This is a genomic window from Bradyrhizobium sp., assembly GCF_035701725.1.
Taxonomy (GTDB): Bacteria; Pseudomonadota; Alphaproteobacteria; order Rhizobiales; family Xanthobacteraceae; genus Bradyrhizobium.
Map to the genome: position 1 here is coordinate 1 of NZ_DASSRP010000202.1, position 2,993 is coordinate 2,993.

The 2,993-nt window shown below is 64.2% G+C and carries 5 protein-coding genes; 2 read left to right on the plus strand and 3 right to left on the minus strand.

Annotated features, from left to right (window positions below; all coding sequences use genetic code 11):
• Nucleotides 1-16 precede the first annotated feature (16 nt).
• Together VFL62_RS11775 and VFL62_RS11780 are read right to left on the minus strand one after the other, a co-directional pair.
• Entirely contained in the window at nt 17-496 is a 480-nt protein-coding gene (locus VFL62_RS11775; protein WP_325172550.1) for a VOC family protein, read from the minus strand.
• Between the two features lie 48 nt (nt 497-544).
• Nucleotides 545-880, minus strand: coding sequence for a hypothetical protein (locus VFL62_RS11780; RefSeq protein WP_325172551.1), 336 nt, complete (start codon nt 878-880; stop codon nt 545-547).
• Between the two features lie 287 nt (nt 881-1,167).
• Between VFL62_RS11780 and VFL62_RS11785 the strand changes: the two genes are divergently transcribed.
• Complete coding sequence (locus VFL62_RS11785; protein ID WP_325172552.1) at nt 1,168-2,274, plus strand: peptidase M15; 1,107 nt, start codon at nt 1,168-1,170, stop codon at nt 2,272-2,274.
• 72 nt (nt 2,275-2,346) lie between these two features.
• Nucleotides 2,347-2,829 (plus strand): transcription elongation factor GreA, encoded by a 483-nt coding sequence (gene greA / locus VFL62_RS11790; RefSeq protein ID WP_325172553.1) that lies wholly within the window; start codon nt 2,347-2,349, stop codon nt 2,827-2,829.
• Here greA and VFL62_RS11795 read toward each other — a convergent pair.
• Nucleotides 2,813-2,993, minus strand: a 181-nt coding sequence (locus VFL62_RS11795) for a hypothetical protein (protein WP_325172554.1), incomplete at its 5' end; no start/stop codon positions are given. The two genes, greA and VFL62_RS11795, sit on opposite strands and share 17 nt — an antisense overlap.

Sequence of the window (2,993 nt, forward strand, 5' to 3'; positions counted from 1 at the left end):
TTTCGAAAAGCCGGATTCAGCCGCGACGCGCCGCATTGATCGCGGCGATGTCGATCTTGGTCATCGTCATCATCGCGGCAAAGGCGCGTTTGGCTTCGCTGCCGCCGGCCGCGAGCGCATCGGTCAGCGCGCGCGGCGTGATTTGCCAGGACAGGCCCCATTTATCCTTGCACCAGCCGCAGGCGCTTTCCTTGCCGCCATTGCCGACGATCGCGTTCCAGTAGCGATCGGTCTCCTCTTGGTCGTCGGTGGCGATCTGGAACGAGAAGGATTCGTTGGGCGTGAACATCGGGCCGCCGTTGAGGCCGAGGCAGGGAATGCCGATCACCGTGAACTCGACCGTCAGCACATCGCCGGCCTTGCCGGATGGATAGTCATCCGGCGCGCGGTGAACGGCCAGCACTTTGCTGTCGGCGAAGGTCTCGGCATAAAACCGCGCCGCGGCTTCGGCGTCCTTGTCGAACCACAGACAAATCGTGTTTTTTGCTTTTGCCATTATCCACGTCCCTGTCGTTTGTCGTGTCGGATCACTTGCCGCTTCGGATCACCTGCCGGCGGAATCGACGTAGACGGACCAGGTGACGCTGGCGAGAACCTGCGACGGGTCGGTCGCGCAAATTCTCGCGACCTCCGCGATCAGCTGTTTCTCGCTCAGTTTCGCCTGGGACTGATCGCTCGCCGCCGCGACATAATTGAGGCCGGACCAGAATCCGAGAATCCAGATCACGCCTTCCGCGCGCGTGGCAGCGGTCGAGCGCCAGTGCGCGCAGGTCAGGGCGCCGATGCCATTGAGCTGGACTGCGACCCTGGATTCTTCCGCTTTGGCCATCGAGACGCACAAGCCCATTCCCAGAAGAAGAAACCAGATCCGTCTTGGCATCACGCGCGTTCCGATCGACTTAAGCTTTTGAGGACGCTACGTGCGCCCCGTCATGATGTCTAGCGCCGATCTGAAGGACCTGCCCCGGCGCCGGCAGGGCTAAGGGACGGCAGGGTTCCCTGCGGATCAGTTTTGTTTGACGCCGCCCGGGTCTTTACTCGCCCTGTCGACCGGGTGAAGATGGGATCAGGATTCTGCCAGACGGGACACGCGTGATATATCGGCGGTTCTCAGAGACAGCGGCGGTCTGGTGCCGCGAAATTGCCACCCCGGCCCTGGTAGGCGCCGTGCTCGTTGCCGCGAGTTCTCCCGCCCACGACATCTATTCGCTTGCGGTTGCCGACGTCACGCCGCTCGCGGCGGACACCACGCGCCCGGCTATCAATGTTCCGTTGTCGAGCGAGCCCTCGCCGGCGATCGCGCTTGCAAGCGAAGTCACGGCGCCAATCTTGGCCGCAGCGTCAAGCGAACCCGCAACAACCGCGACGATCGCACCGCTAGCGCCGCAAGGCGACGCGCTGCCCAAGGATGGGACAGCCAAGGATGCGATAGCCAAGGATCCGATAGCGAAGGATGAGGCAGCCGACCCGGCGCCGGCCGCCAATGCGCCGGCTGCGAAGGGACCGGTGCTGGCCGCGCTGGAAATGCCGGATGAGAGTTTGCCGAAGCCCGCGCTCAAGCCGGCGGCGCCCGCCGATCATGCCGCCGGCCCGCAGACCGGGGAGATTTACGACGCGGCGAGCTCGATCGAGATTCATGACGAGTGCCTGGTCATGGATGTCTGCGTCGACCGCTATCTGTGGCAGCTCTACCAGCGGACCCCCAAAGAAGACTCGATCAGGGAGAGCAGAGAGAAGCAGGTCACGATCAAGAAAAAGGGCAAGCTGAAAACCGTGACCCGTAGCTGGACCGTCGTCATCGACGAGGACTTCGGCTGGAAGGACCCCAAGGCCGCGAAAAACGCCGACATGTCGCTGGCCGATTATGTGATCGGCGGCGTCGATCGGGATTTCAAGCTGAGGCTGTTCTCGATGCTTCACGCGGCCGATCAGGCCGGCCTGTCGCCCGGCATCACCAGCGGATTTCGCGACGATTACCGCCAGTCGATCGCGAGCGGCCTGAAGGCTGCGAGCAACCGCTCCTACCATGGCGGCAGTCTGCGCGGCGGCTATGGCCACGGGCTTGCGGCCGACATCGTCAGCGTCAAGGGCGCGACGCGCGCGGAACGGTTGGCCAACAGCGACGTTCTCTGGAAATGGATCGACGATCACGGCCGCGAGTTCGGCCTTGGCCGTCCCTATCTCGGCCGCGACCCGCCGCATGTCGCGCCGAATGACGGCGAGGAATTCGCCCGTCATCGCCCCGGCGTGAAGACCCGGCAGGCCGCCAATTAAGGCCGTCTGCTGCTTTTCCGAACTTTCGAGTCAAGCGGCGCAAGCCGCACTTCTGTCCAAAAGGATTTGCGTTTGAGTGTTGCCTTCACCAAGGAAGAGAGTGCCGAGACGGCATCCGAAACGCTGCTGCCGGATCGTCCGATCTCGCCGCATCCCAATCTGGTCACCGCGGCCGGCCTGAAAGCGCTGGAGCGGCAGCTTGCCGAGGCGCGCGAGGCCTATGAAGCCGCGCAAGCCATCGAGGACATCAACGAACGGCGGCGCCAGGCCGCGATCCCGTTGCGCGAAGTCCGCTACCTGTCCGAACGGGTTCGAACCGCGCAGCTCGTCCCCGCCCCCGCTTCCGCCGACAAGGTCGCCTTCGGCAGCACCGTGACCTTCAGCCGCGACGACGGCCGCGTGCAGACCTATCGCATCGTCGGCGAAGACGAGGCCGACCCGAAAACGGGCTCGATTTCCTTTGCCTCTCCCGTCGCGCGCGCGTTGATGGGCAAGTCGGCCGGCGACGTCGTGACATCCGCGGGCCACGAGCTCGAGATCACGGCGATCGCGTAATCGCGCGACCGCTCAAATCGCCTCGCGGCGGGGTGCGCTCGATCAGGGCGCGCGCAGGTGCGGAAATGCCCAAGGTGGCGCGGTTTTGACGGCGGCTCAAACCGGACATTGAACCCGTGGAACGGGCCATTCTCCTGGGCGTTTGTTCGCCGAAGATCCACCGA

Excerpts from the sequence above, each read along its gene's own strand:
- VFL62_RS11775 (WP_325172550.1), bottom strand. The coding sequence starts at position 496 with ATGGCAAAAGCAAAAAACACGATTTGTCTGTGGTTCGACAAGGACGCC.
- VFL62_RS11780 (WP_325172551.1), bottom strand. The coding sequence starts at position 880 with ATGCCAAGACGGATCTGGTTTCTTCTTCTGGGAATGGGCTTGTGCGTC.